The organism is Pseudomonas sp. Tri1, from assembly GCF_017968885.1.
GTDB lineage: Bacteria > Pseudomonadota > Gammaproteobacteria > Pseudomonadales > Pseudomonadaceae > Aquipseudomonas.
In genome coordinates, this window is the sequence record NZ_CP072913.1 from 2,590,314 (window position 1) to 2,617,107 (window position 26,794).

The following is a 26,794-nucleotide window of genomic DNA, read 5'->3' on the forward strand; positions in this document are numbered from 1 at the left end:
CGGGGCCCCGACGATAATGGTCGGGCCATGCGCCGTTTGACCCTGTAGCAGTCATTGATATCCAGCGCGTTTGAAACTCCCACCTAGCTTGACCTCCGCCCCAGCGGGGCTAGCACACTGATCCAGCCCACTGGCTCATTTGCCCCCGGTCACGTCGAGGAATGTCCCGGTGACGAATGATGCCTGCGCGCTGGCCAGCCACAGAATGGCCTGGGCCACTTCCTCCGGCTGGCCACCCCGGCCCATGGGGATTGTGTCCTTGATACGGTCGACACGCCCCGGTTCGCCGCCGCTGGCATGCATGTCGGTGTAGATGTGACCGGGGCGAATACCATTGACGCGTATCCCTTCGCGAGCCACCTCTTTGGCCAGGCCAATGGTGAACGTCTCCAGGGCTCCCTTGGATGCCGCGTAGTCGATATATTCGTTGGGGCTGCCGAGGCGCGCCGACGCCGAAGAGACATTGATCACCACTCCGCCCGGACCATTGTGCCGGTAGGACATGCGTTTCACCGCCTGTTGGGCACAGAGCATCGGCCCGATGGAGTTGACCGCAAAGATGCGCTGCATGCGTTCGAAGCCGAGGTCTTCCAGGCGCGACTGCACGGCCAGTACCCCGGCGTTATTGACCAGTACGTCGATACGGCCGAACGAGCGGTCGATGGCCGCGAACAGATCGGCGACCTGCCCGGGGTCCGCACTGTCGGCCCGCATGACCAGCGCCCGACGGCCCAACGCCTCCACATCCGCCGCCACCGCCAGCGCCGAGGACTCATGGGCAACGTAGCTGATCGCGACGTCATAGCCTTGGGCTGCGGCGAGCCGCGCGGTGGCGGCGCCCACTCCGCGACCGCCACCGGTAATCAGAATCAACGGTGCCTGGGAGACGTTATCCATCGAGAGTACCTCCTGTAACGGTGAGAAAACGGCTGTATCAGCCAATCAAGAGCGTGCCGCTGACGATCACTGCGCAAGCCACGACTCGGCGAGTGGTGAGTGTCTCGCCAAGGAACGCGTAGCCAATCAACGCGGCGAACAGCACGCTGGTTTCGCGCAATGCCGATACCGCGCCCAAGGGGGCTTCGTTCATGGCGTAGATGACGATTCCATAGGCCAGCAAGGAGACCAATCCACCGACCAGGGCGCTCAATGTGCCGGGCCGGAAGGAGAATAAGCTGCGGGCGTCGCGCAGGCCGATGTACACCGCTGGCATCAACACGCCCCACAAGGCGCACATCCATACCGTATAGGCCAGTGGCGCGCCGGAGAGCCTGGTGCCAATGCCGTCGGTGACGCTGTAGGCGGCGATGAAGCAGCCGGTTCCCAGGGCATAGGGCAGGCCGGGCACCGACAGGTTGCGTCCCCTGAAGGCCAACGAAATGATTGCGCCTGACACCAGCGCGATACCTAGCAGCGCGCCGGGGGCGATGCTTTCCCCGGCAAAGGCCGCGGCGCCCAGAGTGATCAAGACGGGTGACGATCCACGCGAAACCGGATAGGTCTGTCCCAGGTCGCCGACCCGGTAGCTGCGCACCAGGAACAGGTTGTAGCCGACATGCAACAACGCCGAAAGCAACCCATAGCCCCAACTGGCAACTGCCGGTGGCTCCATGAACACCGCTGCGACGACACTGGCGATAGCGATGGCGATGCACATGATCGTCATCGACCACAGTCGATCGGTGCCGCCGCGCAGTAGCGCATTCCAGCTGGCATGCAGGAGCGCGGCGAAAAGAACCAGCAAGGTGATATGGATAGGCATGCGCCATTTTATGCAGCGCGGCTGCCCGGACTACAGCGAAGTCTCCTCATCGTTTCATGAGTGAATCCTCATGCATCATCCATAAGCCTGTTGGACTTTCAGCGCCTCGCCGGTCAACCATTGGCGAAAGCTGACGATGTGCGGCTGCGATTCGCTGCCTTTCGGGCAGACGAAGTAGTAGGCAAGGGGGAGGGGAACGACACATCGAAGAGCCGCACCAGACGACCGTCGCTGATTTCGGTTTCAACATGCCCGCTGCGCACCAGGGCGACACCCTGGCCGAGCAGGGCAGCCTCGACCGTCATGTTGGTGTCCCCGAACCGGACGCTTTCCTTGAGCGGCAAAAACTCCAGCCCGACTTTTTCAAACCAGGCCTCCCATTTCGGCACCAGCTCGGCGCCATCTCGGGTCAGCAGTGGGTAATGCAGCAGTTCGGCAGGGCTGCGCGGTGTCCCGAATCGCTGCAGCAGATCGGGACTTGCCACCGGAAACACCTGCTCGCCGAACAGAAACTCCGAATACAGGCCTGGGTAACTGCCCTTGCCGAGCCGGATCGCGACATCGGCCTGGGCGCTGGAGAAGTGGATGATCTTGTCCGTGGTGTCCAATGAAACCAGCAGCTCGGGATGTTGCCGGGAGAGGCTCGGCAAGCGTGGCAGCAGCCATTTCAGCGCGAAGGAGTACGTGGTGCTGACTTCGAGCCGGACCCTGCCTTTCTGCTCCCGAAGATCGGCCAGGGTCGCCTCCAGGCTCATGAAAAACTCCCGCACGATGGGCGCCAGCGTAGCCCCCGCTGCGGTGAGGCTCAACGACTTGCCACGCTCGAACAACTGCAATCCCCAAAGCTCTTCGAGATGCTTGAGCTGGTGACTGACCGCGCTTTGAGTGACATGCAGCTCATTCGCGGCAGAGGTAAAGGTCGCGTGTCGGGTGGCGACTTCAAAGGCACGCAGTGTGGCGGTTGGCGGCAGATCTCTCATGTACAGAGCGTCCCGGCGGGTCATCAGAAATGCATGGCATGAACGTTAGCTCATGATAGAGCATCACAGCCGCAATGGCCTTGTCGCTTGTTCAGTTGACCGAAATCCTCCATGGCCGCGCGCGAAGCGGGCACGTTGATACTATGCTCATGGCCACAGCAGGCAGTGCATTGGTTTCAATCGTCAGCCACCAAGGAAAGGAGTCCGTATGTCTTCAGTTCTTTATACCCGGTTCGACTATCGCGGCCGAATGAGCAGGCTCGTAACCTGAGGTGCCCTTCGTTGCTCTGGAAAGCCTACGGAGGGTCGATGCTTTTGACTTGGAAATGGCAAATGGCAGGGAATGCGATGCACCAAACGCGCTGGGTTGAGTTCGCAAATGAGGCATCCGCGCAGGCGCCACTGAGAACTTTCCATCAGTTCCAATACGATTCATTGACCGAATTGCCCCATAACGCCTCACCCGGCGACCGTTTGACTCCGTCGTTTTTCCTTTCCAGGCGCCCCAACGAACAACTGGCGGTGCTGTTCTTGGACTCGATCGTTTCCACCGCATCAACAATGTCCTTGGCTATCCGATGAGCAAAGATGTCGATGAGCCGAGCGTAAATCCCAAGCGTGATGGAGAACCACATGAACACTAAACCAATCCATAAAATCTTGTGGCGCTTGGCCGGCTGCGTGACCGGGCTGGCGATGGTTGCCGCCAATCCAGCCCAAGCTGCCGACGGCGGCATCGCCAGCGGCCCTACCGCAAGCTATAGCATTGCCTTCAGCAACTCCTACGCGGGCAGCGATTTTCGCAAGGTGATGGTGCGCAACTGGCAGGAGATTGCGGCCCAGGCGCAAAAGGATGGCTTGATCCGGGAGGCCCCGGTGGTGAGCGCGAACAACTCGGCGTCGGAACAAGCGGCCCATATCCAGGAGATGATCGTCAAGGGCGTGAACGCCATCGTCATCCTGGCCGCGTCCGACACGGCCCTCAACGGAGTGATCCGCGATGCCTGTAACGCGGGCATCGTGGTCGTGGTCATGGCCAGCCTGGTCACCGAACGCTGTGTCTATACCGTGGACTACAACTGGTCCGCCATGGGCCGCGTGGAAGTGGACTATATCGCCGAGCGCCTCAAGGGCAACGGAACGCTGCTAGAGATCCGTGGCATTGCCGGCGATGCCACCGATAAAAACATCAGCGACGGCATTCGCAAGGCCGCCAGCGACTATCCGGGCCTGAAGTTCGCCAAGACCGTGTACGGGAACTGGACGGCTTCTGTGGCACGCAAGGAGGTGGCGCTGGCGCTGCCGTCGCTGCCCAGCATTGATGCCGTGGCTACTCAGGGCGGCGATGGTTATGGCGCGGCCATGGCGTTCAAGGCGGCGGGACGCCCTTTGCCGATCATCGTGATGGGGAATCGTCAGGACGAACTCGCCCTGTGGAAACAGGAGCGCGATGCCAATGGCTATGAGACCGTCTCGGTCTCCGCCTCTCCGAGCGTGTCCCAGGTAGGCTTTTGGGTGGCCCAGCAGATCCTGGCGGGCAAGCAGGTGCCGAAGTTCGTCGAAGTGCCGCTGGTGCGTATCGATGGGAAAGATCTGGATACCTGGCTCGCCACGATGCCGGTGGGCGGCGCCGCCAATCCTCCCTACAGCCAGGCTTCCGTGGCGGCGATGATCGACGCGGGCATCAACAACACGGCGGCGCCGGCGCCTTTGCCGGAGGTTACGAAGCAGTAGTGGCGGGCGGGCAGCGAGGATGCGAGGCGCGATGTTGACATTCAAACCCGTCAGGGACAGGCCCATTGCCGTCAAAATTGGCCTGGCGGTCGCTGCACTGGTGTTCCTGATGCTGGCGGTGTCGCTCGTGAACCTCTACGGCCTGCGCGGCATGGTACGTGCGGTGGATTCCGCCAGCCATTCCGCGGAGATTCTGGCCTCGGTCAACGGGGCCACCGGGCGGGTGGAAAACTTCATCGCCACCCGCGACCAGGAAAGCCTGATCCAGGCCGAAGGCATGGTGGCGACGGCTATCGTCGGCCTCACCGCCATTCCGGTGGCAGAGGCGCAATCGCTCAAGGGCAGTCTGGAAAGACTCGCCGCGGCGATCGCGGCCTTGCGGGCGGCGACCCTGACCATGGATGGCGAAACGGAGAACATGACAGCCCACTACGGCCGGATGCGAGAGGCGACGATCCTCGTCGAACAGGGCATCGCCGACGGGCTGAAGGAGATTGATTCCCGCGCCGCCGACCACAAGGCGCGGGTAAGCAACATCGAAAGCGCCCACCGCATCCTGGATATCCTGCGCAACAGCGAAAGGATCATCACCGCCAATGTGGCCAAGATGCTGGTGACCGGTGATGGGGCGGCTGCCACCGCGGCGCGGAACGCCGACGCGGCACTGCCGCCCGTGGTCGAGCAATTGCGCGAGTTGATGGAGGCGCCGCAGGAAGTGGAGACCCTGGAGCAATTGGCGACGGCGGTCGCTGCTGCCAGCCTGGCGGTCGAGCACCTTGGCGAGGCGCCCAAGCTCCGGGGCGGTGAGGCTTTACGGCATCTCGCCGCCGTCGGGGATGCGGCCGGGCGCCTCGAGGCGATGTTGGATGAAGTGGGCGAGCACGTTGCCCATGACGCAAACGACATTCAGGCCGCCACCGGTTTGCTGCAAAATGCAGCCGCGCTGTCCAAGCGTTTCGCCGAGCGCGTTGCCACTTTGGAGGCGCAGACCTTGTCGTTTCGCTTGTCACCGTCGGCCGAGGTCGCCAGCTCTGTCGGCACCATCCTGGACGAGCTGTCCCGTCTCTCTCGGGTTCTTCCTTCGACCGTGGGGCTGCAAACCAAGGCTACGCCCCTGACGGTCTACGATCAGATTGCCGGCTACCGGGCGGCATTCGCCAGGTTCCATCAGGCGAGCAACGCCTTGAGTGGCGCGCGCGATCAGGTTCGCAACGAGGCACGCAGCGCCGGCCTGTTGGTGGCGCGCTTCGCGGGTGAAGCGCGCTCCGAGGCCTTGGTTCACAATGATCGCGGCATGCTTGCGACGGTGATCGCGGGTACCGTCGCCATCCTGCTCGCCGGCGCCATCGCCTGGAGCACGTCGCGGTTTGTCGCGCAGCCCATCGTGGCCCTGGCCTCGGTCATGCGCCGGCTTGCGGCCGGCGACCTGAACGCCGAGATCGCCAGCGCCGGACGCGGCGACGAGATTGGGATCATGACCCGTGCGGTACGGGTGTTCCAGGAGAATGCCCTGCGCATCCGGGTGCTGGAAGCCGAGGCCGAAGCCGAGCGACAGCAAGTCCAGGCCTCTTTGGAAAGAATGGTCGCCGAACGGACCGACACGCTGCACCATCAGACCGAGGTGCTAGAGGCGCAGGCCGTCGAGCTTATTCAGGCGCGCAACCAGGCCGATACGGCTAACCAGGCAAAGAGCGATTTCGTTGCCACGGTCAGCCACGAACTGCGCACCCCCCTGACCCTCATTCTCGCACCCCTGGAGCAGCTCTCGGCGGCGACCACACCACCGGCGGACTGGCATGTGCAAATCGACCGCGCCCAACGCAACGCACTGCGCTTGATGAACCGGGTGAACGACATCCTCGATTTCTCCAAGGCCGAAGCGGGCAAGTTTGAGTTGTGTCCAACGCCAATGGACTTGAGCAAGGTGGTGGGTGTGCTGGCCGAGGATGCCGCCATGGTGGCCGAGGGCAAAGGCTGCACCTTAACCTGCAGCATCGATCCCGCGCTTGGCACGGTGTTCCTTGACCCCCGACACTTCGAGAAGATTCTCCTCAACCTGGTGAGCAATGCCATCAAGTTCACGCCCGCTGGCGGCACCGTGCACCTGGCCGTCACTGCGCTTGATGGCGAGCGATTTGAACTCGCGGTGCAAGACTCCGGGATTGGCATTGCGCCAGACAAACTGCCGCTGTTGTTCCAGCGTTTTTCCCAGATCGATAATTCCGCCACGCGCCACTACAGCGGCACAGGCATCGGTCTCGCCCTGGTCAAGGATCTGGTCAAACTGATGGGGGGCGAAGTCGGCGTCAACAGCGAGCTCGGACGGGGTTCGTGCTTCTTTGTTCGACTTCCGCTGGGAGCTGAGCAAGACACTGTGTCGACCGAAGCCAGCGCTATGCACGAGCGATCGTCAGCGAACGCGACGAGCACGACCGAGCAGCGCCACCTGCGTTTCGACGACGGCCGCCATGGCAGTGGCAACGACCGAGCTTCGATGGACAGCGTAGACGGGCAGCCCCCGGAACACGCCGCGCAATCCAGAGTGCTGGTGGTAGACGACAGCCCGGAAATGCTGAGCTACCTGCGCGAACTTTTGCACAACGACTACATCGTCGCCACCGCAGTTGATGGAGAGCAGGCCTGGGCACTCCTGCAGCGTCGCCCCATCGATGTCGTCCTCTCGGACGTGATGATGCCGCGGCTCGACGGCTTTGGCCTGACAGCCAGAATCAAAGCCAGCGCCGGTTTCGCCCATTTACCCGTGATCTTGTTGACCGCCCGAGGCGGCAGCGAGGCCTGTGTTTCCGGGCTGGAGAGTGGCGCCGATGACTATATCGCCAAACCCTTCTCGCCGCTGGAACTCAAGGCCCGCGTTCGCGCGGCGCTACGCATGAGCCAGGTGCAAACCGAACTGCATGCAAAATCCCGTCAGGCGGGCATGGCCGAAATCGCCACGACTGTGCTGCACAACGTTGGCAACGTTCTCAACAGCGTGAACGTATCGGCAGAACTGGTCAGCAGCCAGATGCGCACCTCCAAAGCCCAGGGGTTGGGCAAGGTGGCTCAACTGATGAACGAACACATCCATGACCTGGCCGATTTTCTCACCACAGACCACAAAGGAAAGATGCTGCCCGGCTATCTGCTCAAGCTGGCGGAGGTGGTGACCGCAGAGCAACTGAGCATCATCGAAGAACTCGAGCAACTCACCAAGGGCATTGACCACATCAAAACCATTGTCGCTGCCCAGCAGTCCTATGCCGTTGCTGTCAGTATTGTCGAGACAGTGCCGGTCCCGGAGTTAATCGACGATGCCTTGCGCATGAGTGCTGGATTACTGGCGCGCCAGGAGGTGACGGTGGTCAAGGACATTGCCGACTTGCCCCTGTTGTCGCTGGACCGGCATCGGATGCTGCTGATTCTGGTGAACCTGATCAACAACGCCAAGCAGGCGTTGGACGGCGTGATCGATCGCAGCCCATGCATCACGTTCAGCACCTCCCTCGCTGACGGGCCAGTATTGCGTATCACGGTGGCCGACAACGGCAATGGGATTGCGCCAGAGCACATGGCGCGTATCTTTTCCCATGGGTTCACTACGCGCAAAGACGGTCACGGTTTCGGCCTGCACAGCTGCGCGCTGGCCGCGCAGGAAATGGGGGGCAGCTTGAGCGTGCATAGCGACGGGGCCGGGCAGGGCGCGACGTTCGTTCTCGATATTCCCATTGATGTTGCGCAGAGTCAGCTGGATGTCATGACGAGATAGCTGTCCCGTCAAAGCCTACAGTCCTGTGTAAGCAGGGCAGGGACATGTGCGCCCATTTCCTCAGGGCATGATGGGTAGTTCAATGAGATTGGGGCAACCTGAGCGAATACCTTCTTCGACAGCTCCCGCAATATCGCTGGCGCGCTCGATCCTGCGGGAAGGGATCCCCAGGGAAGAGGCGAGGGCCAGGAAATCGATCGCCGGGTCGCAGAGGTCCATGCCGATGAACTGGTTAGTGCTTGCACTTAGATAGTGCGTCTGGCTACGAGCGTAGTTCTTCAAAATGTTGTACTCGCCATTGTTCATGACAACGAACGTGACCGGCAGCCGTTCATGCGCCGCCGTCCAGAGTGCTTGCGGTGAGTACATTGCCGAACCATCACCGACCAGACAGACTACCGGGCTGCGGTCCAGGCCAAGTGACGTACCGACAGCCGCCGGCATGCCCCAGCCCAGGATGGCGCTACGGGTAAAAAGATACTGGCGGGCCGAATGGGAATCCAGGCAGGCACGGACATGAGGAATCGTGGCGGGTGCTTCGTCGACGATCCAGACGTCCGGCCCGATAGCCCGGATAACCTCGTGGGCAGCCACGAAAGGCGTTGTCACCGGAGTGTTGAATTCGCGGTTGAGGCGAGCGACGACGTCGGCACGACGTGTATCGCGTTCCTGGCCCGCGACGTTTCGCAGCGTCGCGATTGCCTCGCTGTGGGGGGCCAATTTCTTGTCCAGTATCGGCAACAGCGCTTGCAAGGAGAGTCTTAAATCCCCGATCAGCCCTAGCGCTGTCTCATGGATTCTGCCTAGTTGGTGCCCATCGCCGGTCAATTGGATAAGGCGACAGTGAGATGGAATAGCGGGGCCCTGGGAATACTGATAGCTGATCAATGAATGGCCGCCGAGCAGGAAGACCGCGTCGAAGTCAGAGAACGTCTCCCTGATATCGGAAGCCTTCGCAGGCAGCGTTCCCCGCCACTGCGGATGCGCCGTCGGGAACGGAATATGCCCGGGCCAGGATGGCCCGTAGACCGGCGCGCCGAGTGCTTCGGCGAGCATCACGGCTTCAACTTCCGCGCTCGACTGGATCACTTCTTCTCCAACGATAATCGCCAGACAACCAGGGGTAATTGTCGCTAAGGCAGCGGCCAATTCCTCAACCATCCCGGTCACGGCACCGCGCTCGATTCGCGATGGCGGGCCGGCCGTTACATCTGTGTGTTGCTCCATCATGTTAATCGGCAGGGAAAGGAAAACCGGGCCCGCCGGCCCCGTGCGACAGTCCTGAAACGCACGACGCAGCAGCATCGGGATGTGTTCGGGATGATGAATTTCCTCCGCCCATTTGACGCTCGGTCTGGCGAGAGCGACGAGGTCTCCGTGGAGCAGCGGGTCGGTCGCGCCATGTCGGGTGTCTTGTTGGCCCGCCGTGACGACAAGCGGCGTATTCGCCATCTTCGCGTTGAGAATTGCGCCCATTGCATTGCCGAGTCCACCGGCCGTATGGAGGTTGACGAAGCCGGGGCGACCGGATGCCTGCGCATAACCGTCGGCCATCGCGACGACTGAGGCCTCTTGGAGGCCGAGGATATATTGGATGTCTGGGGCGCCGGAGAGGGCGTCGAGCAAAGCCAGTTCGGTTGTTCCCGGATTGCCGAAGACGTAGCGTACACCTTCGCTGCGAAGCACTTCTACGAACAGGTCCGCACCGCGTTGCCCGCGGCTGTTGGAAAAAACATTGGAACCTAAAGGCATGGCGCAGAACCTCATCTGGTCTGGAAGCTTTAATTTAGCTGGCTTGCTGTGGTGACTGTGGTGCGGCAATCGGATTGCCCGAGCCATGGTGATATCTGGCGAATACAGCTTGGTTCCCTCATTGTGCAAAGCATCAACCGTTGGTCGGCTCTGTCTCTTGGCACCGGTCTCTCCATTAGGCCGACTTCGCTGCATATCCCAGAGCTTATTTAATTTACGCCCGATCTTTCCAGTGACTGGCTCCGGACCGAACCGTTACCCGTGGCCTTCAAAATCGCATTGCACAAGGCCCGGGCGACAGGTGCGTAACTGGTCTGGCTGGGCTGTGCGGCTTCGGGAGCTGCGGTGGGATTGATCAGGTGCACCGCGATCTGTCCTGGCAGCCATGAGACGAGTGGCCAACGGGTGCGATAGGCAGGTTTAGGCCGGGTATCTCCGGTGCTCGGAGCAAAATCGCAGGATGTCACAAACGCTATCCCTATTAGGCAAGCGCCTATGAGTTGCGAGCGCACGCGACCAGGATTTTTCAAGAAACCCAAGTCCGCGACAACGACCGCGTCATGAATGATCAAGCGGCCTTCATCGCTCACCTCGATGTCGAGAACGACCGCCATGCAGGTCTGCGCGTCATAGTGGGCAGCGATGCCTTGTGCCCGACCATGTCTTGGGAGCTTGCCCCAATGAGCTTTCTCTGCCGCTTCGGTGATGACGCTCCGCATTCGATGCCCATCGACGCATGATGAGTGCCGAGTGCCGTCGTTCACCGTCGAGGCCGGATCAATCAGCGAAAGCAGGTAGTCCCTGTGATCCAGCTTGCAGGCTCGCACCTGCGCGGCTATGAATCGCTGTTCGGCGAACAGGCGCAGCAACAGGCCTTTTCTGTCCAGATTGCTGTCGAGCGTCGATTGCCAAGTGAATGGATCAAGAGCACTGACGTGCGCATCAGGATGGCTCATTGCGTTTCTCCTTCCGGCTGATGGCAAGAGGTCCAGCTAAAGTGATGTGTCCTTGGTGCCTGTAACGCTGGCACCGCAAGTGCAGTCATTGGGGGATACTTTAGTGAGAAGGATCTGACGTCAGAGTGACCGGAGGCTGACAGGAACATGTCAGGCGTTGGGCTAGTCGGCTATTCCAAATAGCCGCTGCTAAAGCACTTTGATCAAGCCGCCCGAGCCGACCCGATGCCAAGGAGCGGCGGGTGCGGCCAGGCGCAGGCGCGATGGTTGACACGGCCACGGCTGGATGACCCCGAGGGGCTATTCTGCTGGCTCGTATCTATGGCGATCCGAATTACAGGGACACGATGGCCGAGCGTGGCCTGCGCCAGCAGGACGCTTACGGAGAGAAGTCTTAGTGATGACCGCGTATTGAGGATTTGCCGCGTAGGAAAATCCCTACGCGCCCATCTGTAATCCCTAGACCTAAATAAGATTGCTCTGATTCTTTGATTGATGGCGCATGGCTATTATTCAAGGGCCAGGGTGGCTCCTGATGCGTACTCCAGACATCCCACGCTGGGTTAATGCGTTCGGGCAATTCAGGGAAGGCGGTTGCAAACAGAGAGGGATCTGCATCGTGCTGAAACATATCGGTGTGAGCGATCTTTGCGTAGGAATGTATGTCCAGGAGCTGTCCGGTTCTCGTGAGGAGCGTCCGTTCTGGAGCAAAGGCTTCCTGATTCTGAATGAAGAGGTGCTGGAGAAAGTCCTCGCCTCGGGCATTGTTGGTGCATGGATCGACCCGTCCAAGGGGGCGGACGTGCAAGCATCTACGCCTGATGAGAGCGTTGTGCAGGTCGGTCAAGGTGGCCAGCAGCCTGTTTGCCTATCGATCCGACCTTGTGCAGAGGTCCCCGGGCCGCGTCCGAGGGTGGCAATGAGCGAAGAGCTGTTGAGGGCGATCAACCTTTGCGCCAGTTCCAAGGCTGCTGTCATGCAGATGTTCGGCGATCTGCGGATGGGACGGATCGTTCAACTGGATCGCGTCACGGACATGGTGGGTGAAATCTCCGATTCGCTGTTACGTCATCCGGATGCACTGCTCAGCCTGGTGCGCCTCAAGACTGCCGATGAATACACCTACATGCATTCCGTGGCCGTCTGTGGATTGATGATTGGTTTGGCGCGTCAGCTGGATTTACCACCGCCCCTGGTCCAAGAAGCCGGGCTGGCGGGCTTGCTGCATGACGTGGGCAAGATGGCGATACCTGCGGCCATCCTGGCGAAACCATTGCCATTGAATGACCACGAACATACGAAGATGCGCACGCACCCGGAGGCGGGCGCCAGGATGCTGGCGGACAGCAGGCATTTCACTTCCCGGGTGCAGGACGTTTGCCTGCATCACCATGAGAAGGTGGACGGCAGTGGCTACCCACATAAGTTATGTGGAACCCAGATCAGCTTGTTCGCGCGCATGGCCGCTGTCTGTGATGTGTATGACGCCGTGACATCTGACCGTCCTTATCGGGATCGCTGGGGCCCCGCCGAATCGATTCGAAAAATGGCCGGATGGATCGGGCATTTCGACCAGAAAGTGTTTCACGCCTTCGTCAAATGCATTGGCATCTATCCGGTTGGCGCTTTGGTGCGCCTTCAAAGTGACAGGTTGGCGGTGGTAATAGAGCAGCACGCCGAATGTTTGCTGACGCCCACGGTAAAGGTTTTCTACTCGGCGTCGACTCGTACCCCGTTGTCTCCCGAATGCATTGATCTGGCCTGTGGGCAGGACCGCATTGTCAGCTTTGAGTCAGAGAAGACCTGGGGTTTGAAGAACCTTGAAGCGCTTTGGGTGGGCGAGGGGCAAGGCAGCGAGTCGCGATTGGGGTGACGCGGTGCGCGTCTGTTTTTTTTACCAGCGCTTGTCGCTGGTTTTCTTTTTCTGTCGCTTTGGGTTCCTGTCGCCGTCGAGTAGGAATTCTCCTACCGCGCAACCGCAATCCTTAGTTGTAAATCAGGATGCTCCGATAGTTCCAGGACTGTCACTTGGCCATTATTTCTCCAGGCCAACAAAACCGCGCATCCCCATAGTGGATGTCTTGCGCTGGGTCCCGTCGGATCCGCAATGAACTGGAGAGATGAAGGTGAAAGGACAGGCAATTTCCTCCCCCCTGATCTTGATGATGCTGCCCGCGGTTCTGACGGGAGTGCTCGGTTGCGCCGCGATTCTGATCAGCGCGGAGTTCAATCTGCGCAGTGCAGCCAGTTGCGTGCTTGTCTCGTTTGGCGCGTTGCTGATGGGCGTGTGGGCCCAGCGTTTATCGAGCACTCAGCCGCACGCTCAACCAGGCGACGATCAGCAACTTCACCTGGCAGCTTCGCCTGATGATGGATTGGGCGAGGTGTGCGTGCAGGTACTGCCGATCTGGAGTCACCAGATCGACGCAGCGCGCATCCTCAGCGAGGAATCGATCCTCAAGCTCAGTCACCGCTTCGCGACGCTGTCGGGAGACATCAGCGCTTCTGCTTCCCTCGGCGCGGGCCAGAGTTCGGGAGCACGGTTGCTGGAAATCCTTGAAGTCGGCCAGCGGGACCTGGATTCGATCATGGTTGCCCTGCGCGACGCGCTGTTGCGCAAGGAGTCGGAACTCAAGGAGGTAATGCTCCTTTCCGACTTCACCTCTCAATTGCAAGAAATGGCCAAATTCGTTGGCGATATCGCCCAGCAGACCAATCTGTTGGCACTCAACGCCGCCATTGAAGCGGCCCGGGCAGGGGATGCCGGACGCGGTTTCGCGGTAGTGGCGGATGAAGTGCGCAAATTGTCCAGCTTATCCGGGGAGACGGGGCAGAAAATCAGTGAGACGGTCAACACCGTCAACGCTGCCATCTCTCGCACCGTCGAGCTTTCTCGGCATCAGGCGCAGCAGGATTCACAAACCCTGGCTCATTCAGAGCAACTGGTGTCCCAGGTGATCGAGCACTTCCGGCACAACGCCCAGGCCATCGTCGATACCAGCAGCAGTCTTCAGCAGCAGAGCGAAAACGTTGCCATGGAGATATCGGGGGTACTGGTCGCCCTGCAGTTCCAGGATCGGGTCGGCCAGATGCTTTCCCTGGTCAACAACGATCTTCGCAAGTTGCATGAGCATATCGCCGAACGCCAGCAGCTGGCTCTCGCCGGCGGTACGCCTGCCCCGATCATCGCCGACACCTGGCTTGAGCAGTTGGCAAGCACCTACACCATGCCTGAACAGCATGCGATACATCACGGTAAGCCTGTGGTGAGCAGCACTTCATCCGAGATCACTTTTTTCTAGGGAGTTTCCCCATGAGCAAAACCATCCTGATTGTCGATGACTCTGCCTCCATTCGCCAAGTGGTGAGCATCACCTTGAAGGGCGCCGGATACGAGGTCATCGAAGGTGTTGACGGTCGCGACGCTCTTACCAAGCTCGACGGCCGCAAGATCCACTTGATTGTAAGTGACGTGAACATGCCGAACATGGACGGCCTCAGCTTCATCAAGGCCGCTAAACAACTGCCGGCCTACAAGTTCACGCCAGTGATCATGCTGACCACCGAAACCGGCGATGCCATGAAGCAACAGGGCCAGGCCGTCGGCGCCAAGGCGTGGATGGTCAAGCCCTTCCAGCCGGCCCAGATGCTCGGTGCCGTTTCCAAACTGATCATGCCGTAACGCCGCCCAGAGACCCTGGAAAGGAGGTTGTCATGACAAACACCACCGCTAGTCTGCGTCGAATTCTGGTTCTCGAAGGGCCGCTGACTATTTACACCGCCGCTGAACGCAAAGACCTGTTGCTGGAGCTGTTTCCCTTGGCTCAGGAAGTCGAAATGGATCTGGGGGGCGTAGATGAAATGGATACTGCCGGGCTCCAGCTGTTGGTGCTGATCAAGCAGGAGTCACAGCGCCACGGCTCCAGCCTGTTGCTGAGCAATCCCAGCGCAGCGGTGCTCGATGCACTGGATATGAGTGGGTTGCACAGCTTTTTCGACGCGTCGGCCCCGCCCCGTCAGCAGAGAGGTTGAAGCCATGAGTTCGCCCATGAATCTGGACGACGTGCTACAGACGTTCATCGCCGAAAGCCAGGAGCTTTTGCTTCTGATGGAGGACGCGCTGTTGCAGATCGAACAGGCGCCGGATGATGCCGACACCATCAACGCGCTGTTTCGCGTCGCCCATACCATCAAAGGTTCTGCTGGCCTGTTTGGCTTCACACCGATCGTTGCCTTTACCCACGTGGCAGAGAGCGTGCTGGATCGGGTCCGTGCACATGAACTGCGGGTGGACGAGTCGCTGAGTGCCTTGTTCCTGGAAGTGCGTGACCACTTGTGCACGCTGATTGAACTGCTTGCCTGCCACGGTGACCTGCAAGGCATGACCGCAGAGCATGAGCGCCAGGGAGCGGCATTGGTGGAGCGTCTTAACGGCTACCTTGAGCACCGTCACGAGCCGGTGCAGTGCGTGGCAACCGTTGAGCCGATGCCATCGGCTCTTACCGCGCGTTGGCATCTGTCCCTGCGCCTGTGTCCCGACGTCCTGCGCAACGGTATGGATCCGCTGTCGTTGCTGCGCTACCTCAACAGTTTCGGTCAAATCAGTGCGGTCGTGTGCATCACCGATGGCATGCCGGACATCTCGAAGATGGACCCGGAAACGTGTTACCTGGGCTTTGAACTGGGGTTTGTCAGTGATGCCGACCAGGCCACCATTGAAGGCGCCTTCGACTTCGTTCGCGAGGGCAGCCAGATCTGCGTGTTGCCGTGCAATGGCGACCTGACCGGTTTCCGGGCGTTGATTGGCCGTCTCGAGGCTGAGCCCGATGTCATGGTCGAGGCCTTTATCGCCTGTGGTTCCCTGACCCGTGAAGATTGGCTGGCGAGTGCCTCTTTTGGTGAGTCGATGCCCGTTGCGACCCTAGTGGCACCAGACCAAGCCGTCCACGATGACGCGCCCAAGAGCCGGGGGGCAAAAGAAGCCCGTTCGGCCGAAGGTAATCTGATTCGTGTCGATGCCGGCAAACTGGACCAATTGATCAACCTGGTGGGCGAACTGATCATCGCCGGCGCTGGCGCCAATCTGGGGGCCATCCAAAGCGGCATCGGCGAGCTGATTGAAGCGACAAGCTCGCTCTCGCGCCTTGTCGAGGAGGTGCGCGATTGTGCCCTGACCCTGCGAATGGTGCAGATCGGCGGCACATTCAACCGCTTCCAGCGGGTGGTGCGCGATGTGTCCAAGGAGCTGGGCAAGGACATCGCCTTGCAGGTACATGGCGGGGAGACCGAGCTGGACAAAACGGTGGTCGAGCGCATTGGTGATCCCCTGACTCACCTGGTGCGTAACGCCATGGACCACGGTATCGAGCCCTCGCAGCTGCGCCGTGACCGGGGTAAACCGGAGCAGGGTACGGTTCGCCTCAATGCCTATCACGAGGCAAACAGCATCGTCATCGAAGTCAGTGACGACGGTGGTGGCCTGAACAAGCAACGCATCCTGGCCAAGGCGACGGAGCGCGGCCTGGTTGCCGAAGGGCAACAGCTGGCCGAAGGCGACATTCTCAATCTGATTTTCGAGCCAGGCTTCTCCACTGCCGATCAGGTCAGCAACCTGTCCGGGCGTGGGGTGGGCATGGACGTCGTCAAACGGAATATCGTCGCCCTGCGAGGCTCGGTCGATCTGGAAAGCGAGGAGGGGGTGGGCACCACGGTGCGTATCCGCCTGCCGCTGACCCTGGCCATCATCGATGGCTTTCTGATCGGGGTGGGCAATGCCTCTTATGTCGTGCCTCTGGACCTGGTCGAGGAGTGCATCGAGCTATCGACCGACGACTGCAGCAACCAGGATTTCCTGGACCTGCGAGGCTCGGTGCTGCCAGTCCTGCGCCTGCGCGAGATGTTTGCCATCGATGAGCCTAACCATGGCCGTGAAAACATCGTGGTGGTGCATTACGCGGGGATGCGGGTGGGCCTGGTCGTCGATCAATTGCTGGGGGAATTCCAGACGGTGATCAAGCCGTTGGGCAAGATTTTCGGTACAGCTCATGGACTGGGCGGCTTCACCATCCTGGGGAACGGAGCAGTCGCGTTGATCCTGGATATTCCAAAACTACTTGGGCAAGTCGCCAGCCGGCAGAAGCACGGTACGCCCCTCAGCCCTGAATTGACTCAATAGTTCTCCTTGGAGTACAGCATCATGACCGTTAAAAAAAATGTCTCGCTGTTGGTCGCCTCCGCTCTGTTGGGCATCCTGATCCTGGTCGGCCTCAGTCTTTATTTGATGGGCGGGGTCAGGAACACGGCCAGCTACGCGCAAGTCAATACGGTGCCCAGCCTGCAACTGCTGGAGCAAGTGGCCCTGACTCTGGCCGATAGCCACAGCCGGCAATGGCGCAGTCTGTCCGGACCTGCCGGTATTCCCCAGCAAAGCGACAAGGAATCGGTGCTCCAGGCACTGGATCGTTACCAGAAGGAGTTCGTCTCCGACGATCATGATGCGACGCTGCTCAGCGCCTTGCGCAGTGCGGTCAACGAGTACTACCGAGGTATGGAGCGGTTCGATAACGCCCTCAAGAATGCCGCCCCGGAAGCCCGTGGTTTGCTGCTCGACCTGGAGGTGACCCGCGAAAAAGTCACTTCTGCCTTGAGTGATATGCGTCAGTACAACCTGGAGCTGGGACGTAAAAATGCAGCGGTCGCGGCATCGACCGAACAGACCGCGATCTACAGCATAGCCTCGATCGGCGCCGCCACCTTGCTGGCCATCGGCTTGATCGGTTTCTTCCTGGTACGCCGGCTGCTCAGCGCGTTGGGTGGTGAACCCGACGATGTTCGACTGCTGGCCGACCGGCTCGTGGCCGGGCAACTGGATGTGCGGGGCAGCGGCAATGGCTCTGAGCGTACCGGACTGTTGGGTTCCATGGACCGGCTGAGCGGGACCTTGAATCAATTGATCAGCGAAATGAATCACATGTCCGCAGAGCATGATAAAGGCGACATCGACGTGCAGATCGATGCCACACGCTTTGCTGGCAGCTATGGGCTGATGGCCCAAGGCATCAACGATATGGTCAGTGGGCACATCAGCGTCAAGAAGCAAGCCATGGCCTGTATCAAGTCGATCAGCGAAGGTGATCTGCAGGCGCCCCTGCAAGCGTTTCCCGGCAAGAAAGCCTTTATCAACGTCACCATCGAGCATCTGCGCAGCACCATCATGGCGTTGATCGAAGAGATGCGTCACATGTCGGACGAGCACGAGAAAGGCGACATTGATGTGCAGATCGACGCACAACGATTCCAAGGCTCGTACCGTCAGATTGCCCAGGGCATCAACGACATGGTCAATGGCCACATCAGCGTGAAAAAACAGGCCATGGCGTGCATACGTTCTTTCGGCGAAGGGGACCTGTCGGCGCCATTGGCCCGTTTCCCCGGCAAAAAAGCCTTTATCAACGACAACATCGAACAACTGCGCAGCAACGTCCAGGCGCTGATCGAAGACACTCAGATGCTGAGCGCCAATGCTGTGATCGGCAAGCTCGATACCCGTGCCGACAGTACTCGTCACCAAGGTGATTTCCGCCGCATCGTGGCCGGGATCAACAGTACGCTGGACTCGATCGTTGCCCCCCTCAGCGAGGCGATGGAAGTCATGGTGGCCCTGTCCAGTGGTGACCTGACCCGCAGCGTCAAAGGTGATTACCAGGGCAGCCTGCAAGACCTGAAGAATGCAATCAACGAAACGGTGAGCAAACTTTCGCAGATCATTGGCGAGGTGCGCAGCTCCGCCGATTCGCTATCCAGCGCTTCGGAAGAAATTTCCGCCACGGCCCAAAGCATCAGCCAATCGGCTTCGGTACAGGCTGCGTCGGTTGAGGAAACGTCGGCGTCGATGGAACAGATGTCGGCGTCGATCTCCCAGAACACCGAAAACGCCAAAGTGACCGATGGCATGGCCGGCAAGGCGAGCAAGGAAGCGAGTGAGGGTGGACAGGCCGTCAAGGACACCGTCTCGGCCATGAAAACCATCGCCGAGAAGATCGGGATCGTTGACTCGATTGCCTATCAGACGAATCTGCTGGCGCTCAACGCGGCCATCGAAGCGGCCCGGGCCGGCGAGCATGGCAAAGGCTTCGCGGTCGTCGCCGCTGAGGTGCGCAAGCTCGCCGAACGCAGCCAGGTCGCGGCACAGGAAATCGGCCAGGTGGCCAAAAGCAGTGTTGCCCTGGCCGAGCGTGCCGGCAACCTGCTCGATGAAATCGTGCCCTCGATCACCAAGACCTCCGATTTGGTTCAGGAGATCGCCGCTGCATCCGAAGAGCAGTCCATCGGCTCGGAACAGATCAATACTGCCATGTCGCAGATGAGTCAGATCACTCAGCAAAACGCCTCGGCTTCCGAAGAGCTGGCCGCTACCGCTGAGGAAATGAGTAGCCAGGCCGAACAGTTGCAGGAGTTGATGGGCTTTTTCACCCTGCATGGTCGGGCTGCGGTTTCTGCCGTGCCACGGGCCAGTTCTTCCAGCCTGGGCGGGATGCAAAGCAGTGAGCATACCCAGGAAGGCGGTTTCATCCGCTTCGGGAGTTGAGACATGGAAGCTGCAGTCTTCAGCCATTTCGAGCATGCGCCGCAGAGTCCGTGTGACAGCGAATTCCTGCAGTTCCTGACATTCGTATCCGCCAGGGAGGTCTATGCAATCGATACCTTGTGCGTGCGCGAGATCATCGAGTATGGCCAGGTGACAAGCGTACCAATGATGCCGGATTTCATTCGGGGGGTGATCAACCTGCGCGGTTCGGTGGTACCGGTGATCGATCTGCAGGCGCGCTTTTGCAAGGGCGCCACGCAGCAAGGTAACAGGACCTGCATCGTTATCCTGGAACTGGTCCAGGAAGGTGAGCCGCAAGTGCTGGGCATCGTAGTCGACTCGGTGAGCGAGGTGATCGAAATCGAGTTGGCCGACATCAAGGCCGCTCCGGCGCTCGGAAACCGGATCCGTGAAGACTTTATTCGAGGGATGGTCAAGGTGCGAGGGGCGTTCCTGACTGTGCTTCAGATCGATCAGGTGCTGTGTGTCAGTGAGATCGCCAGCCAGTTGCACTGAGGTGTAGCGCTCAGGCGTGCCTACATTGTCTTGAGAGGGAGGCTGCCGTCTACGGTGGATCCCGAGGAGTGAACCATGTCCATATCCGCCTCGCGCCTGCCGGCCCCAGGGACGACAGCGCCACAGTACCTGACCTTCAGCGTGGGCCAGGAGATGTTTGCGGTCGGTACCCTGTGCGTACGGGAAATTGTCGAATACGGTCCGATTACCCCGTTGCCGATGGCGCCGCCGAAGGTCCGCGGCATCACCAATCTGCGCGGAGCGGCCATCCCAGTACTGGACCTGGGGCTGTGTTTTGGGGGCGCCCAGACCCTGGAAAACCCACGCACCTGCATCGTCATGCTGGAGGTCCATGGCAGTGGCGGCGCAGGCCTGGTGGGCATCATCGTGGACGCCGTCAGCGAAGTGCTGGAGATCCCGGCCGAGCAGATCGAGCCGGCACCGGCATTGCAGGGGCGCCTCAGCCCTGCATTTGTGGTGGGGATCGGCAAGCTCAGTGACCGTTTTGTCTTGTTGCTGGATATCGAGCACATGCTCAGTAGCGAAGACTGGTCGACGCTGCTTCCTTCGAACATCGACGCAGACGGGCTGAGACCATGAATGTCGTTCTCTCCGACAACGAGTTCCAGCAGTTTCGGGCAATGATTCATGAAATTGCCGGGATCAGCTTGTCGGTTGCCAAGAAACAGCTGGTCAGTGGCCGCCTGGCCAAGCGTTTGCAATTCTTCAACCTGACCACCTACGGCAGCTATTACCGCTTGCTGATGAAGGACCGGACCGAGTTGCAAATGGCGGTGGACTTGCTGACCACCAACGAAACCTACTTTTTCCGCGAACCCAAGCATTTTGAGTTTCTGCGCAATGTGGTCCTCCCCGAGCTTCGTGGGAATGGCCCGGTGCGCATCTGGAGTGGTGCCTGTTCCACGGGAGAAGAACCCTACACCCTGGCCATGGTGCTGGCCGACAGCCTGGGCACCCGGCCATGGGAGATCCTCGCTTCGGATATCAGTAGCCGGGTGCTGGAAAAAGCCCAAAGCGGACGTTACCCACTGGATGGTATCCGCGGCATTCCCGAGGCGCTGTTGAACAAGTACTGCCTGAGGGGCGTGGGCTGCAACAACGGCATTTTCATGGTGGATCGTGCGTTGGCGTCACGGATGACGTTCACGTCGATCAACTTGAACAATGCGCTGCCTTCAGTGGGGCAGTTCGACGTGATCTTCCTGCGCAATGTGATGATCTATTTCGATAACCAGACCAAGTCTGAGGTGGTCAAGCGCTTGAGCAAACACCTGAGGCCTGGCGGCTACTTCATCGTGAGCCATTCAGAGAGCCTGAATGGCATCAGTGATGAGTTGCAGTTGGTCAAACCCTCCATCTACCGCAAACCGGACGCTTGAGATGAGCCGGGTAATCGAATGTTTCTTGCAACCCGGTGATGTGGCGTTTGGAGGGCGCCAAACGCGCCTGTGCACCGTGCTGGGGTCCTGTGTCGCACTGGTGTTCTGGCATCCGCAACGCTTGTTGGGCGGCATGTGTCATTACATGTTGCCTCGTCGAGGAGCCCATGGCGCGGGACATCTGAACGGTCGTTACGCAGCGGATGCGTTGGCGCTGCTGTTTGAGTGCATTCACCGCGCGGGGGCTCGGCCCGAGCAGTTCGAGGTGAGCCTTTTTGGCGGGGCTGACATGTTTCCCGGGGTAAAGCGCGGTAACGGTATCGGGATCGGCCAACAGAATGTCGATGCCGCCAGAAGCCTGATCCAGGCCCATGGCTTGCAATGTCGGGTTTATCACGTAGGTGGCCGGGGCCATCGCCACCTGGTGTTCGATGTGGGTACCGGACACCTTCAACTCAATCACGCCGATTCCGTACTCAAAGTAATCGAATCGCCCAAGAGTAATACCAAATGACGGATATCAAGGTGTTGATCGTTGATGATTCTGCGGTGGTGCGCCAGGTGTTGAGCGCGACCCTGAACCAGGCCAGCGGTATCCAGGTGATCGACGTTGCCGCCGATCCGGTGTACGCCATGGAGAAGATGAGCAAACAATGGCCTGACGTCATCGTGCTGGACGTCGAGATGCCACGAATGGACGGTATTACCTTCCTGAAAAAACTGATGGCGCAAAAGCCTACACCGGTGGTGATCTGTTCGACGCTGACCGAGAAGGGTGCCAAGACCACCTTGCAGGCCCTGGCGGCTGGTGCCGTCAGTATCGTCACCAAGCCGCAGTCCAACCTGCGACAGTTCCTGACTGAAAGCGCGGATGATCTGGTCCACGCCGTCAGGGCCGCGGCAAAGGCCAACCTGCGGCGTGTAGCGGGCGCTCGGGTGCCTGTTGACGTGCCACCGCGGCTCAGCGCCGACTCGATCCTGTCTCCCGCGAACGTGGCCATGGCCCGAACGACTGAAACCATCGTTGCCATTGGCACTTCCACCGGGGGCACGCAGGCGCTGGAACAGGTACTCCAAGAGTTGCCGCGGGTGTGTCCGGGCATTGTCGTGGTGCAGCACATGCCAGAGAAGTTTACCGCCGCGTTCGCCGAGCGCCTCAATCACGTTTGCGAGATCGAGGTCCGCGAGGCGGTGCAGGGCGACCGCATTATCCCTGGGCGTGCGCTGATCGCACCAGGCGGAACCCATATGCTGGTCAAGCGCAGTGGTGCCCAGTACCAAGTGGATATCGTGCAGGGGCCGCCTGTCAGTCGGCATCGACCCTCGGTGGATGTACTGTTCCGCTCGGTCGCTCGTAGCGCGGGCAGCAATGCCCTTGGCATCATCATGACGGGCATGGGCGATGATGGCGCTCGCGGCCTCAAGGAAATGCGCGATGCCGGCGCCAGGACCCTGGGCCAGGATGAAGACTCGTGTGTCGTGTATGGAATGCCACGCGAGGCCTTGAAGCTGGGAGCGGTCGAGCGCGAGTTGCCACTGGAGCAGATTGCTTCGGCCATCCTTGGCGTTCGTGCAAATCACCCCTGAGCGCGCGCCGTCGTTTCAGACCAGGCCTTCACTCAAGGCGTAACGCACCAGGTCTGTGCTGGTGGCAAAGCACATTTTCTCCATCAGCCGAGTCTTGTGGGTGCTGACGGTTTTATTGCTGATCACCAGTTGTTCGGCGATCTGGTTGACGCTCAGCCCTTGAGCCAGCATGCGCAGGATCTGGAATTCACGCGCGGTCAGGCTTTGCGAAACGTTCTCGGGCGTCACACCGCTGCTCTGAAGCGCGATCTGTTCGGCCAGTTGTGGATCGAGGTAACGTGCGCCGGTGCTCACCTTGCGGATCGCGGCCAGCAGTGCTTCCGGGTCACGGTCCTTGGTCATGTATCCGGAAGCGCCGGCGCGCAGGGCGCGTTGGGCAATGTGGGCTTCATTGTGCATGCTCAAGATGAGCATAGGCAGCTTGGGGTAATGGGCGTGGATACGGCCGATCAAATCCTCGCCACTTGAACCGGGCATGGTCATGTCGAGCAGGAGCACATCGATCTCGGTATGGCGCAACAACTCCAGGACCTGGGCGCCGTTCTCCGCTTCCGCCACCACGCAAAAGTCCTTTACCAGTGCGAACAATTGCTTGAGGCCTTCGCGCATGATCGTGTGATCGTCGGCCACCATTAAACGGATCATGAGTCTTGACTCCTTGAAACAGGGACGCGCAGTTGAATGGTGGTACCGCTGCCGATACTGCTGGATACGGTGGTGGTCCCTCCCAAAGTCAGGCCTCGTTCACGCATTCCCAGCAAGCCGAGTGTCCCGGACGATTGTTCGCGTTGGTCAAAGCCTTTGCCGTTGTCGGTGATTTTCAGCGACCAGCCATTCTCGCCTTGTTCAAACGTGATATCGACCCGAGTGGCTTCGGCGTGCCGGGCGATGTTGGTCAGCGACTCCTGGGCGATGCGAAATGCGGCTGTGGCACTGGCATCGTCCAAACGGATTTTCTGCGGGCGAATCTGCAGGTTGCAGTCGATGCCCCATTGCTGCTTGAACGTGTCGGTCAGCCATTCCAGTGAGGCGGCGATACCCATGTTGAGAATGGAAGGGCGCAGGCTGGTGGAAATGTTCCTGACCACCTGCACCGTCTGGTCGATCAGCTGCAGCAGGCGTGCGACTTGTTCACTGAGCTGGGGCAATTGCTCGCCGTACTGGAAGCGCAGCAGTGAAGTACCCATGCGTATCGCCGTTAGATGTTGTCCGAGTTCATCGTGGATCTCCTGCGCGATCAGCTTGCGTTCCTCTTCCCGTGCACTTTCACGGCTGGACATCAATTGGCGCAGTTGCTTGTTGAGCGATGCCAGACGCAGTTCTGCCAGGCGCAGCTGGGATATATCGCGAACGACAGCCAGCACGGTGGCAATTTTTCCGCGGATATCTTGTTCGGGAACGAGACTGATGTGATAGACGCGTTGCAGGCGATGTTGCTCGGTGAGCACATACTCATGCTCAAGGGGCTGGCCCTTTTCCACGGCCTCGATGACCGCTGCACGAAGTAATTGGCTCTGCAGGTTTTTCGGCAGAATCTCGAGCAGGTCCTTGTGCAGTAAGTCAATTTGCGGGCGATCCAACCAGGCTTCCAGTGCCGGATTGACGAACAACAGCTCTCCCGTCGGACTCAGTCGTGCAATACCATCCGGAGAGTTTTCAACCAATGTGCCGATTTCCTGCTGTCGGGCCAGTTCGTTGCGCTGGGCTTCGCGGATATCGGTAATGTTGCGAGCAATGCAAACCAGGCGATGCAGGCGTCCATTCGAGTCGGCTACCGGTACCAGGTTGAAATGGACGACGAGTGAGCGCTGGCCGCAAGGCAACTGTGCATCCAGCTCGATGGGGGCACCCACGGCAATACAGTGCAGGCAGATCGCCTCGATGATATTGGCGGCTTCTTTCTCCAGGCACTGGCCCAACGGTTGGCCGATCATGTCCGAATGACTTTTGGCGAGCATCTCGCACAGCTTTGGATTGGCCTCCAGGCAACTGAGTTGCTGGTCGGCATCCACGGCGAGCAGGCAAAGCATGTCTTGCGAGTGGTCGAAGACTTCACGGTAACGACGTTCGCTTTGCGCCAGGTGGCTGTGGGCGCAGCTGCGCTCCCACGCGATGGCGCCAATATGACTGGCCATTTGTGCATGCTTGCGGTCCTGCTCGCTCAGCTGGGTTTCACCGCAGACGAACAACAGGATGGCCCCCATCGTGATACCGGTCTTATTGACCACCGGCTCTACCCAGCAACCTCGATAGCCTGCCTGCAAGGCGGGCTGGCTGAAAGCGAGGTCAGGGGCATCGCTCCTTAGATCACGAATGAAATGATGGTGCTCGAACAGCTCGGGATGTCGATCAAGATCTTCGGCCAGGCAGGTTTCAATCAAGGAGATGTCTGCGGCGTACGCGTGAAGGGGATCGTCGCCGGGCACAGCCTTGAAAGCCATGGCATTACGAAATTCGGGCGTCAGGATCTCCAGGTAGGCGCTGAGCAGCGGCAGCACTTCGAGCAGGGCGTCGTTAGTGACCATCTTTTGAAAAATGGCAGAGCGCGCATTTTCGGCGCGCTCCTGCCGGCGCAACGCGCTGATGTCCTGGGCTGTGACAAGCACCCCGCAAAGCTCGCCTGTTTCGTCGTGCTCCGGTGTCAGGTTGCACAGGAAATCCCCGGAACGACCTGAATACGAGTTCGTGTTTTCCAGCAGGAACGTGTTTGCTGCGCCGGTTGATAACGTGAGTTTTACTTGCGTGCGAAAGTACTCGTCGAGCGGATCGGGTGTCGAGGTGCGTTCCATGATGTGCGTATTGGGAAAGCCTCGAGCGCGTTCAAGCTCGGGGTTGGCATAGATCTGTTGGCCAAGCCGGTTGTAGCGCAGGATGATGCTTTGTGAGTTTTTAGCCAGTGAAAGGTATTTTTTTTCGTTATTGAACAATGCCTGGCGCAGGGCAAGATGTTCACTGATGTCTTCCAGTTGCGATACAAAGTAAAGCGCTTGGGCTTGGGAGTTACGGGCGATGCCTACCGTCAAGCGTGCCCACAGGGTGCTGCCGTCTTTGCGAATGTAGCGTTTTTCCAGGGTCAGGCTGGTGCGTTGGCCCTGGATGAGCCTGTGTAATTCGTCCTTACTGACATCGGCGTCGTCCGGATGAGTCAAGCGCTGGAACGACGTGGCGCGAAGTTCTTCTTCGGTGTAGCCGAGCATCTGGCACAGCATTCGATTGGCTGCGATCCATTCACCGCTCATTCGCAGTAAGGCCAGGCCCGTGCCGGCGGAGTCGAACGCCAGGCGATAATCCTGTTCGGCAAGGTGGAGGTGTTCGGCGCGGCGGACTTTTATCAGGTAGGTGGACTGATGTGCTTTGTAGTCGAGCTGCACACTCAGCGTGTCGCCATTGGCCGACAGACTCTGGAAATGCCAGCTCCCCTTCAGTCGTGCATGGGTGAGATGCTGTTCGAACGTCAGCGGTTTTAGAGAAAACAGGGTGGGCAAGGGAGCAAGGGAGGCGGCGGTCTCGCTCAACCCTAACAATGCGCTGGCGCAGTCATCCATGATGAGCAGCACCCCTTGGGCATCCAGCAACAAGACACCCACGTCATCCGCGTCCTGCGTGAACGGCGCTGCTACCGCCATGGCTGAATCCATTCGCCTCATCCTCTGGTAACCCGTTCTTGAGCATAGCTTAAGTCGTTGGGAACGAAATCGAGTGTTCGACTATGGTCATAAGGCTGTCCACGGGTTTTTGATCGATGCTTGCCATA

General features: G+C 59.7%; 20 protein-coding genes and 1 pseudogene. 13 read left to right on the forward strand and 8 right to left on the reverse strand.

What is annotated here, in order from left to right; all coding sequences use genetic code 11:
- Positions 1-135 precede the first annotated feature (135 nt).
- The 4 genes and pseudogenes from J9870_RS11555 to J9870_RS11570 all read right to left on the reverse strand — a co-directional run bounded on the left by J9870_RS11555 (position 136) and on the right by J9870_RS11570 (position 3,377).
- Complete coding sequence (locus J9870_RS11555) at positions 136-897, reverse strand: SDR family oxidoreductase (RefSeq protein WP_210644113.1); 762 nt, start codon at positions 895-897, stop codon at positions 136-138.
- Between the two features lie 37 nt (positions 898-934).
- Positions 935-1,762, reverse strand: coding sequence for a DMT family transporter (locus tag J9870_RS11560; RefSeq protein ID WP_210644115.1), 828 nt, complete (start codon positions 1,760-1,762; stop codon positions 935-937).
- Positions 1,763-1,837: 75 nt separating this feature from the next.
- Positions 1,838-2,742: pseudogene (gene gcvA, locus J9870_RS11565) on the reverse strand (transcriptional regulator GcvA).
- A 416-nt stretch (positions 2,743-3,158) separates the two neighbouring features.
- The gene (locus tag J9870_RS11570) at positions 3,159-3,377 is read right to left on the reverse strand and encodes a hypothetical protein (protein WP_210644117.1); all 219 of its coding nucleotides are present in this window, start codon (positions 3,375-3,377) and stop codon (positions 3,159-3,161) included.
- On the opposite strand from J9870_RS11570, the gene J9870_RS11575 reads away from it, so the two are divergent.
- Positions 3,376-4,476, forward strand: coding sequence for an ABC transporter substrate-binding protein (locus J9870_RS11575; RefSeq protein ID WP_210644119.1), 1,101 nt, complete (start codon positions 3,376-3,378; stop codon positions 4,474-4,476). The two genes, J9870_RS11570 and J9870_RS11575, sit on opposite strands and share 2 nt — an antisense overlap.
- Before the next feature lie 31 nt (positions 4,477-4,507).
- On the forward strand, positions 4,508-8,242 hold the full coding sequence (locus J9870_RS11580) for an ATP-binding protein (RefSeq protein WP_210644121.1): 3,735 nt from the start codon (positions 4,508-4,510) through the stop codon (positions 8,240-8,242).
- A 60-nt stretch (positions 8,243-8,302) separates the two neighbouring features.
- On the opposite strand, the gene J9870_RS11585 is transcribed toward J9870_RS11580, so the two are convergent.
- Positions 8,303-9,994 carry a thiamine pyrophosphate-binding protein gene (locus J9870_RS11585; RefSeq protein WP_210644123.1) on the reverse strand — a complete coding sequence of 564 codons (1,692 nt, stop codon included), beginning with the start codon at positions 9,992-9,994 and terminating at the stop codon, positions 8,303-8,305.
- A 209-nt stretch (positions 9,995-10,203) separates the two neighbouring features.
- On the reverse strand, positions 10,204-10,950 hold the full coding sequence (locus J9870_RS11590) for a hypothetical protein (protein ID WP_210644125.1): 747 nt from the start codon (positions 10,948-10,950) through the stop codon (positions 10,204-10,206).
- A 619-nt stretch (positions 10,951-11,569) separates the two neighbouring features.
- Here J9870_RS11590 and J9870_RS11595 point away from each other — a divergent pair.
- The 11 genes from J9870_RS11595 to J9870_RS11645 all read left to right on the forward strand — a co-directional run bounded on the left by J9870_RS11595 (position 11,570) and on the right by J9870_RS11645 (position 23,040).
- The gene (locus J9870_RS11595) at positions 11,570-12,823 is read left to right on the forward strand and encodes an HD-GYP domain-containing protein (protein ID WP_210645213.1); all 1,254 of its coding nucleotides are present in this window, start codon (positions 11,570-11,572) and stop codon (positions 12,821-12,823) included.
- Between the two features lie 247 nt (positions 12,824-13,070).
- Positions 13,071-14,252, forward strand: a complete 1,182-nt coding sequence (locus J9870_RS29695) for a methyl-accepting chemotaxis protein (RefSeq protein WP_281728967.1) — start codon at positions 13,071-13,073, stop codon at positions 14,250-14,252.
- An 11-nt stretch (positions 14,253-14,263) separates the two neighbouring features.
- On the forward strand, positions 14,264-14,632 hold the full coding sequence (locus J9870_RS11605) for a response regulator (RefSeq protein WP_135844811.1): 369 nt from the start codon (positions 14,264-14,266) through the stop codon (positions 14,630-14,632).
- Positions 14,633-14,664: 32 nt separating this feature from the next.
- A complete protein-coding gene (locus tag J9870_RS11610; protein ID WP_210644127.1) occupies positions 14,665-14,982 on the forward strand; it encodes an STAS domain-containing protein in 318 nt (105 codons plus the stop codon).
- A 16-nt stretch (positions 14,983-14,998) separates the two neighbouring features.
- The gene (locus J9870_RS11615) at positions 14,999-17,125 is read left to right on the forward strand and encodes a chemotaxis protein CheA (protein ID WP_210645217.1); all 2,127 of its coding nucleotides are present in this window, start codon (positions 14,999-15,001) and stop codon (positions 17,123-17,125) included.
- A 21-nt stretch (positions 17,126-17,146) separates the two neighbouring features.
- Positions 17,147-19,537 carry a methyl-accepting chemotaxis protein gene (locus tag J9870_RS11620; RefSeq protein WP_210644129.1) on the forward strand — a complete coding sequence of 797 codons (2,391 nt, stop codon included), beginning with the start codon at positions 17,147-17,149 and terminating at the stop codon, positions 19,535-19,537.
- 3 nt (positions 19,538-19,540) lie between these two features.
- A complete protein-coding gene (locus tag J9870_RS11625) occupies positions 19,541-20,053 on the forward strand; it encodes a chemotaxis protein CheW (protein ID WP_210644132.1) in 513 nt (170 codons plus the stop codon).
- Between the two features lie 75 nt (positions 20,054-20,128).
- Positions 20,129-20,653, forward strand: a complete 525-nt coding sequence (locus J9870_RS11630) for a chemotaxis protein CheW (RefSeq protein ID WP_210644134.1) — start codon at positions 20,129-20,131, stop codon at positions 20,651-20,653.
- Complete coding sequence (locus tag J9870_RS11635; protein WP_210644136.1) at positions 20,650-21,453, forward strand: protein-glutamate O-methyltransferase CheR; 804 nt, start codon at positions 20,650-20,652, stop codon at positions 21,451-21,453. Before J9870_RS11630 ends, J9870_RS11635 begins: the two co-directional genes overlap by 4 nt.
- 1 nt (position 21,454) lies before the next feature.
- Positions 21,455-21,967, forward strand: coding sequence for a chemotaxis protein CheD (locus tag J9870_RS11640; protein WP_210644137.1), 513 nt, complete (start codon positions 21,455-21,457; stop codon positions 21,965-21,967).
- Positions 21,964-23,040 (forward strand): chemotaxis response regulator protein-glutamate methylesterase, encoded by a 1,077-nt coding sequence (locus J9870_RS11645; protein WP_210644140.1) that lies wholly within the window; start codon positions 21,964-21,966, stop codon positions 23,038-23,040. Before J9870_RS11640 ends, J9870_RS11645 begins: the two co-directional genes overlap by 4 nt.
- 15 nt (positions 23,041-23,055) lie before the next feature.
- Here the strand turns inward: J9870_RS11645 and J9870_RS11650 are convergent, their stop codons facing one another.
- A complete protein-coding gene (locus J9870_RS11650) occupies positions 23,056-23,685 on the reverse strand; it encodes a response regulator transcription factor (protein ID WP_210644142.1) in 630 nt (209 codons plus the stop codon).
- On the reverse strand, positions 23,682-26,678 hold the full coding sequence (locus tag J9870_RS11655) for a PAS domain S-box protein (protein ID WP_210644144.1): 2,997 nt from the start codon (positions 26,676-26,678) through the stop codon (positions 23,682-23,684). The genes J9870_RS11650 and J9870_RS11655 overlap by 4 nt, the downstream gene beginning before the upstream one ends.
- Positions 26,679-26,794 lie beyond the last annotated feature (116 nt).

Bases quoted from the DNA above. Each gene is read 5' to 3' on its own strand.
- J9870_RS11555 (WP_210644113.1), bottom strand. From the start codon at position 897: ATGGATAACGTCTCCCAGGCACCGTTGATTCTGATTACCGGTGGCGGT.
- J9870_RS11605 (WP_135844811.1), top strand. From the start codon at position 14,264: ATGAGCAAAACCATCCTGATTGTCGATGACTCTGCCTCCATTCGCCAA.
- J9870_RS11560 (WP_210644115.1), bottom strand. From the start codon at position 1,762: ATGCCTATCCATATCACCTTGCTGGTTCTTTTCGCCGCGCTCCTGCAT.
- J9870_RS11615 (WP_210645217.1), top strand. From the start codon at position 14,999: ATGAATCTGGACGACGTGCTACAGACGTTCATCGCCGAAAGCCAGGAG.
- J9870_RS11590 (WP_210644125.1), bottom strand. From the start codon at position 10,950: ATGAGCCATCCTGATGCGCACGTCAGTGCTCTTGATCCATTCACTTGG.
- J9870_RS11570 (WP_210644117.1), bottom strand. From the start codon at position 3,377: ATGTGGTTCTCCATCACGCTTGGGATTTACGCTCGGCTCATCGACATC.
- J9870_RS11625 (WP_210644132.1), top strand. From the start codon at position 19,541: ATGGAAGCTGCAGTCTTCAGCCATTTCGAGCATGCGCCGCAGAGTCCG.
- J9870_RS11620 (WP_210644129.1), top strand. From the start codon at position 17,147: ATGACCGTTAAAAAAAATGTCTCGCTGTTGGTCGCCTCCGCTCTGTTG.
- J9870_RS11640 (WP_210644137.1), top strand. From the start codon at position 21,455: ATGAGCCGGGTAATCGAATGTTTCTTGCAACCCGGTGATGTGGCGTTT.
- J9870_RS11635 (WP_210644136.1), top strand. From the start codon at position 20,650: ATGAATGTCGTTCTCTCCGACAACGAGTTCCAGCAGTTTCGGGCAATG.
- J9870_RS11655 (WP_210644144.1), bottom strand. From the start codon at position 26,678: ATGGATTCAGCCATGGCGGTAGCAGCGCCGTTCACGCAGGACGCGGAT.
- J9870_RS11630 (WP_210644134.1), top strand. From the start codon at position 20,129: ATGTCCATATCCGCCTCGCGCCTGCCGGCCCCAGGGACGACAGCGCCA.
- J9870_RS11575 (WP_210644119.1), top strand. From the start codon at position 3,376: ATGAACACTAAACCAATCCATAAAATCTTGTGGCGCTTGGCCGGCTGC.
- J9870_RS11610 (WP_210644127.1), top strand. From the start codon at position 14,665: ATGACAAACACCACCGCTAGTCTGCGTCGAATTCTGGTTCTCGAAGGG.
- J9870_RS11645 (WP_210644140.1), top strand. From the start codon at position 21,964: ATGACGGATATCAAGGTGTTGATCGTTGATGATTCTGCGGTGGTGCGC.
- J9870_RS11650 (WP_210644142.1), bottom strand. From the start codon at position 23,685: ATGATCCGTTTAATGGTGGCCGACGATCACACGATCATGCGCGAAGGC.
- J9870_RS11580 (WP_210644121.1), top strand. From the start codon at position 4,508: ATGTTGACATTCAAACCCGTCAGGGACAGGCCCATTGCCGTCAAAATT.
- J9870_RS11585 (WP_210644123.1), bottom strand. From the start codon at position 9,994: ATGCCTTTAGGTTCCAATGTTTTTTCCAACAGCCGCGGGCAACGCGGT.
- J9870_RS29695 (WP_281728967.1), top strand. From the start codon at position 13,071: ATGAAGGTGAAAGGACAGGCAATTTCCTCCCCCCTGATCTTGATGATG.